Origin of the sequence: Dokdonella sp., assembly GCF_035703485.1 — a bacterium.
Taxonomy (GTDB): domain Bacteria; phylum Pseudomonadota; class Gammaproteobacteria; order Xanthomonadales; family Rhodanobacteraceae; genus Dokdonella.
Genome location: NZ_DASSYD010000152.1, coordinates 23746 through 30128, shown reverse-complemented (window position 1 = coordinate 30128; position 6383 = coordinate 23746). Strand labels below are relative to the sequence as shown.

The 6383-nt window shown below is 60.4% G+C and carries 5 protein-coding genes and 1 pseudogene; 3 read left to right on the top strand and 3 right to left on the bottom strand.

The window, feature by feature from the left end; translation table 11 throughout:
- The 3 genes and pseudogenes from VFN25_RS12010 to VFN25_RS12000 form a co-directional block, all read left to right on the top strand.
- Positions 1-169, top strand: a pseudogene (locus VFN25_RS12010) (IS4 family transposase); the annotation flags it as partial.
- A gap of 761 nt (positions 170-930) precedes the next feature.
- Positions 931-1491, top strand: a complete 561-nt coding sequence (locus VFN25_RS12005; RefSeq protein WP_325142208.1) for a GNAT family protein — start codon at positions 931-933, stop codon at positions 1489-1491.
- Between the two features lie 185 nt (positions 1492-1676).
- A complete protein-coding gene (locus VFN25_RS12000; RefSeq protein WP_325142206.1) occupies positions 1677-2024 on the top strand; it encodes a BON domain-containing protein in 348 nt (115 codons plus the stop codon).
- Between the two features lie 50 nt (positions 2025-2074).
- On the opposite strand, the gene VFN25_RS11995 is transcribed toward VFN25_RS12000, so the two are convergent.
- The 3 genes from VFN25_RS11995 to VFN25_RS11985 all read right to left on the bottom strand — a co-directional run bounded on the left by VFN25_RS11995 (position 2075) and on the right by VFN25_RS11985 (position 6338).
- Positions 2075-4165, bottom strand: coding sequence for a S9 family peptidase (locus tag VFN25_RS11995; RefSeq protein ID WP_325142204.1), 2091 nt, complete (start codon positions 4163-4165; stop codon positions 2075-2077).
- Between the two features lie 85 nt (positions 4166-4250).
- Positions 4251-4964 (bottom strand): DUF2238 domain-containing protein, encoded by a 714-nt coding sequence (locus VFN25_RS11990; protein ID WP_325142202.1) that lies wholly within the window; start codon positions 4962-4964, stop codon positions 4251-4253.
- Positions 4965-4991: 27 nt separating this feature from the next.
- Complete coding sequence (locus VFN25_RS11985; RefSeq protein ID WP_325142201.1) at positions 4992-6338, bottom strand: sensor histidine kinase; 1347 nt, start codon at positions 6336-6338, stop codon at positions 4992-4994.
- Between the last annotated feature and the right edge of the window lie 45 nt (positions 6339-6383).

Below are 6383 nucleotides of genomic sequence, written 5' to 3'. Positions count from 1 at the left end.
ACCGCCGGGACTTCGATGGGCCTGTTTGGCTCTGGCCAGACTGGGTGGGTTTGCTGACACGAAGCGAACAGGACGTCCGGGTTGGGATGCCCTGTGGCGGGGTTGGGCGCGCCTACAACAACGCATTGAGGGCTATCACCTGGCCCAAGAAATGATGCCAAAGATGTGATCAAGAGACAGTGCCTGCGCAGGGGCGACGAGAGGGGTGGGATGCGGGGGAAAAAGTGCAGGGTTGCTGCGCTTCGCCGCGGCGTAAAATCAAGAACAGGGTCGCTGGGCCCCTGCCTGCGCAGGGGCGACGAGATGGGTGGGATTCGAGGGCAGCAAGTGCGGGGTTGCTGCGCTTCGCCGCGACGCAAAATCAAGAACGGGGTTACTGGGCCCTTGCCTGCGCAGTGGCGACGAAAGGGGTGGGATTCGAGGACAGCAAATGCAGAGTTGCCGCGCGTCGCCGCGACGCAAACTCAGGAACAGGGTCACTGGGCCCCTGCCTGCGCAGGGGCGACGGGAGGGTGGGATTCGAGGGCAGCAAATGCAGGGTTGCTGCGCTTCGCCTCGACGAAAAATCAAGAACAGGGTCGCCGGGCCCTTGCCTGCGCAGGGGCGACTAGAGGGGTGGGATGCGGGGGAAAAAGTGCAGGGATGCCGTGCAGCGAAGCGGCGCACAAGAGAACACCATCAGCAAAGTCACTGGAGCCGCGATGGGAGTTTGGTGATGAGGGTTGTCCGGGATGGCTGGGTGATCCGGACATCACGGTGTCGCGAGGTGTGTGCGCTGGAATCACCTGAATTCGCATGTCGCGAAAATCTCTCTTCGCGGACCGATTGTGATCAAGAGAAAACCCGGCAAATGCTGCGATGTGTCGGCGCGCATGGAATCATCCCCACTCCGCTATTCCCGTATCCCGACTCTCCACCGATACTGCGCGCATGAAATCGAAAAAGACCTTGCCGACTCTGGACTCGCGGCGCTTGCGCCTGCGTCAGTTGCAGCTGTCCGATATCGAGGATCTGTTCGCGATCTTTTCCGACGAGCAGACCATGCGCTACTGGAGCCACGCGCCGTTCAAGCAAGCTGCGGAGGCGGAAGCCTACCTGCGCAACATCAATGCCGGCCGCATCAATGGCACGCACCTGCAGTGGGGAGTCGCACTGCGCGAGAACGACAAGGTCATCGGCACCACGACGTTGTTCTCACTCAACCCGAAGCACCGCCGCGCTGAGATCGGCTATGCGTTGTCAAGCGCGTACTGGCGAAATGGATTTGGCCGCGAGGCTTTGACCACGGTGATTGCCTACGCACTCGACTCACTGGACTTTCAGCGGATCGAAGCAGATATCGATCCGCGCAATGTAGCCTCTTGTCGCCTGGTTGAATCGCTTGGCTTTCAACTTGAGGGTCGGCTGCGCGAACGCTGGCACGTTGAAGGCGAAATTCAGGACAGCGCGATCTATGGATTGCTTGCGCGCGAGTTCTCTGCTGAACGCTGACTGGCTGCGGGCCTGAACGGCAGACCCCCCGCAACCACGTTAAATCCACGTTGTTCAGCACTCATACGTTTGCGCTTCACCAGACTTGCTGCCGAGTTCGCCGACGGGTGTCGCTCGCAAAATACAGACACCCACCGACCTCGCTCCGTCAATCGGAGTTTGAACCTCACACAAGGAGAAACCCCATGAAGAATGCAGCTCCCATTTTGAATCGCATTGCCCTCGGTATCGCATTGGTCGTTGGTGGATCAAGCATGGCCATTGCGGCCGAGCAGCCGATGCCAGCCGAAAACGCCGCGGACATGGATTCCGAGCAGCCGGTGACCGATACCTGGATCACCACCAAGGTCAAGGCTGACCTGGCCACCACGGATGGAATCTCCAGCACCGATATTTCGGTGAATACCACGAACGGCGTGGTCACCCTGATCGGCGTTCTCGACTCCCAGACAGGTGTCGACAAGGCCATTGCGGTTGCCAAGGGCATCAAGGGCGTCGTTGACGTCGATGCTTCGGGCCTCAAGGCCAAGTAATTCTGTTTGCTCTCCAGCGTTACGAAAAGCCCCGCATCGCGGGGCTTTTTTCATTCCGCTTTTGACGCCGCCGCAGGTATTGCTTTTAGTGGTGGCGATGTCGGTTCGAGGTAGGTTTTCAGCCAGTCGCGAACCTGGGCATAGTAGTAGCGACTATCTTCGCCTTTCATGATCCAGTGGTTCTCATCGGGGAAGATGATCAGTTTGCTCTCGACCTGCTGACGCTGCAGCGCAGTCCAGTATTCGAGTCCGTTGTTGAGCGGAACGCGAAAATCCTTCTCGCCGAAACTGACCAGAACCGGTGTCTTGAAATTGGCCGCCAGACGAATCGGATTCTGCTCGCGCCAGATCGGGTTCTGCTCCCAGACCGGTCCGCCCACCGCGATCTCGCGGCCGTAGGAGTGATCGCTCGTACCCCATTGCGATTCGAGATTGACCAGACCGGCGTGGCTGATCAGGCAGCGGTAGCGGGTTGTCGTTCCTTGAAGCCAGTTGGCCAGATGACCGCCGTAGCTGGCACCCGCCGCGCACTGACGGTTCGCGTCGATGAATGAGTAACGTCTGATCGCCTCGTCAGCCGCCTGATTGATGTCGTCGGCCGGACCCTTGAGCGGATCTCCCTGGATGGCTTGCGCAAATGCCTCGCTCCCGCTGGTTGAGCCGACGTAGTTGGTCAGCAGCAAAACATATCCATCTGCCGAAAGCAGGTGATAGTTCCAACGCAGTACCCAGGCATCGTGCCATTGCGAATACGGGCCACCGTGCATCAGCACCAGCAGCGGATATTTCTTGCGCGGATCGAAAGCTGGAGGCCGAACGATCATGTTGTGGATGCGCTGGCCACGCTCATTGGTGAACCAGAAATTCTCGACGGGTGGAAGATCCAGCGCAGCAGCCTTGCTCCGCGCAAACGATGACAAACGCCGGAAATCTACGCCATTCGGATTCAATCGCACGATCTCGGGCGGTTCGGTCGCACTCTCGTACACGGCGATCAACACCGGTGACCGCGTTCCGCCCATGCTTAGATCGGAAACCATGCCGTGCGCGGGCGCACCGATGAGCTGCGCCTCGCCGGATCGCGTCGCGGCACGGAACAGCTTGAGCTGGCCGGCGTCCTCGCCAAGCAGATCGACGTGCTTGCCATCAGGCGAGATCGCGAAATCAGCGATCTTGCGGCCTTCAGGCAGGCGGATACGACCTCGTTCGCGCATCGATGGCCAGTCAAACATGCCAAGCAGCGGGGCGTTGTAGACCTTGTCCGTTCGCGGCTCGACGATCGCAAACAGGCTGCGTCCATCGCGACTGAATTCCGGGGCCTCCCAGGAGTCACCGGCTTCGATTCCGGCGGCACCGGTCAGACGTCGCGGCTCATCGCCATTGATCGAGACCATCCACAGATCGTCGTGGGTGAACGACCAGGCTGCACGATCGCGATTGCGGCTGGCGGCGAAAACCACCGCCTTGCCATCGGGTGTCCAGCGCGCGGAGCCTTTGGCCAGATCAAAACCTGGCAGCTTGATCAGCGCGCTGCCTGCCAGCAGATCGCGGGCGTCCTGCTCACCGATCCTTTGCACGAACAGGTGAGCCTGTTTTTCATCAATCCACTTGTCCCAGTTGCGGATCGGGTAGGAGGTATAGGTGCGCGCCTTGAACTTCTGATCCTTCTTCTCCTTGGCCAGACGCTCGCTGTCGGCGTCGTTGAGTGCCTCGGGGTAGACATTGCTGACGAACAACACATGCAGGCCGTTGGGCGAGAATTGCGGCATTGTGGCGCCGGTGGAGATCTTGGTGGCACGCTGCGCTTCGCCCCCGCGGGCGAGGTCGATGATGTAGATCTGCGCCTGTTTGTCATCGCCACGCTTGGCCGAAAAAGCGAGTCGGTGGCTGTCGTTGCTCCAGGCAGGAGAGTCCTCACCACCTTTTCCGGAAGTGATCCTGCGTGGCGGCTCACGACCGTCACTGGGCACCAGCCAGAGATCGGCGACTTGCTCCTCCTTCTTGTACGCGGGTTCGAGCAATTGAAAGGCGACGTTGGCACCATCCGGGCTGGTTACCGGCGCACCGACTCTCGGCATCAGCCAGAGATCTTCATGGGTAATGACGCGCTTTTCGGCTGCATGCAGCCCAGTCGTTGCCAACAAGACACAAAGTGCGCAGATCAATCGCATCGCCAGGCCACCGTCAGGAATGAGCCTGCAGTGATACCCGAGGGCGCCAACGGCTTCAAGTGCGCGAGGTACTTGTACTTGCAGCATTCGTCGAGCTTTCGGCGCATCGCTCCCTCGAACGCTGCCACATCCACAATGGCTGCGCGATCAACGAGCCTATGGTTGCGAGGAACATGTCCTTCTGCGCATCCCAGACGTCGCCTTGCGTGCCGAGATAGGCCTGGCCAATGTCGGCGGCAAACACGCTGGCGGCGAACCATTCGATCAGTTCGTAGATCAAGGCATGCGACATCATGAAGGTGACCGGCAACAGGAACAGCCAGACGCCGCGCAAGCGCACCCGCGCGGCAATCACTTCGGCGGCCACCGGCGTGATCAGCAAGCCATACATGAAATGGACGAGGCGATCGTATTGATTGCGCTCGAAGCCGAGCATCGCGTTCAGAGAATGGCCGCCGCTGATCGAGGCAAACCAGTGATCGTAGGGGACATCCGAGTACTGGTAGTGCGAGCCGATTTCGTGCAGCACGCCGAAGATGAAAAGCAGCGCGCAGGCGATGTTCGACAAGGGAAGCCGCCGATACGACCAGATCAACCAGATCACGGCGAACACGGTGATGACGTTTTCCAGCAACCAGTCCGAACGCGTTGCCGGATTGATCCCCAAAGCGATGAAGATGAGCATGAACACGCCAAGCAGGCCCAACGCAAAGTGCGCGTTGTGCCGAATCGGATTCAACTGACTGTCGAGCCGGGATTCTTCCGCCATTGCCCTTCCTTCAACACAGGGATCGCCTCAAAGTGGCAGGATGACACGCGCCACGCAGCCTTGTGCATCCTCGCGATTTTCCAGGCTCAAACTACCGTCATGCGCATCGATGATCTGGCGAGCGAGCACCAGGCCAATGCCCGAACCGCCCGGTTTGGTGGTAAAGAATGGCACAAACAGGTTTTCGCTATGCGGCAGACCAGATCCGGAATCGATGATTTCCAGGGTCACTCCATCGCCCGATTGTTGCCAGCGGACCCGCACCTCGCCGCCACCGGGCAAGGTTGCATCGACGGCGTTCTTGAGCAGATTGATCAGCGCTTGCTCGATCTGATCGGGATCCGCGTTGATCTGGATTTCATGGCCTGCCTCGACCAGCACCGACATGCGCTGCTCCAGATGGACAATGCGCTGGACAAGTTCGGCAAAGGCGAACGATTTCGGTTTCGGTGGCGGCAATCGGGCGAACGCGGTGTAGCGCGCCATGAATCGGGCCAGCGCTTCGGCACGATCGCCAATCACCCCGAGCGCGCTGCCGGCATCGTCGCGCCAGTCTTCGGCGAGCGGCTCGACGGCGAGCAGTTTGGCCAGGGTTGCCGCCATCGAACGGATCGGCGCCAGCGAGTTGTTGAGCTCATGACCGAGCACGCGCAACAGGCGTTGCCAGGCCAGGCGCTCTTCCTCGCGCAGGGCGCGACTCAGATCGGTGATGACGAGCAGATCGTGCGGTCGGCCATCCTCGCGAAACTGCGCGCGGCGGACCTCCCAGCGCCCGCTGCCGCCGGGGAAGGTGCGTTCGCTGATCCGCGGCTCGTGCGCACCCAGCCAGTCTCCGAGATCCAGCGCCGCCGCCGCGCGCCCGTTCAACTTGTCGAAAGGTGAACCGAGCAGGCGTTCTGCGGCCGGGTTGGCCAGCTTGAGGAAGCCCTCCGCATCAAACGCGAGTACGGCGATATCGAGTGCCGCGATCACCTTGGCCAGCAAGGCGCTTTTTTCCTCAACCGCGAGACGCTGTTCGCGCAAGGTTTGCGACAGCGTATTGATCTCGATGACGACCTCGCCAATCGCATCGCCGCGCCGCGCCGCCGAACCACGCAGGCTGTAATCCCCTTCGCGCAAAGCCTCGAGCAGATTCGCCATGGTCCGCAACGGATACACGGCTCGACGACGGACCTCGAACGCGAGCACCACTGTTGTCAAAGTGACCAATATCGACGCCAGCATCGCCCAGGAGCGCATCTCTTCGTCAGTCCAGAGCACGACAAGCAGGGTCAGCAAGGCAGGCAGGGCAACAATCAATGCGCCGACGAACAGGCGCGTTTCGTAGCCCCAGCGGGTTGCGCGTGCGCGATGCTGATTCAGATCAAGCGGCATGTTTCATGCCCTTCCCTTCTCTCGGAGGGAGAAGGAAAAGCATTG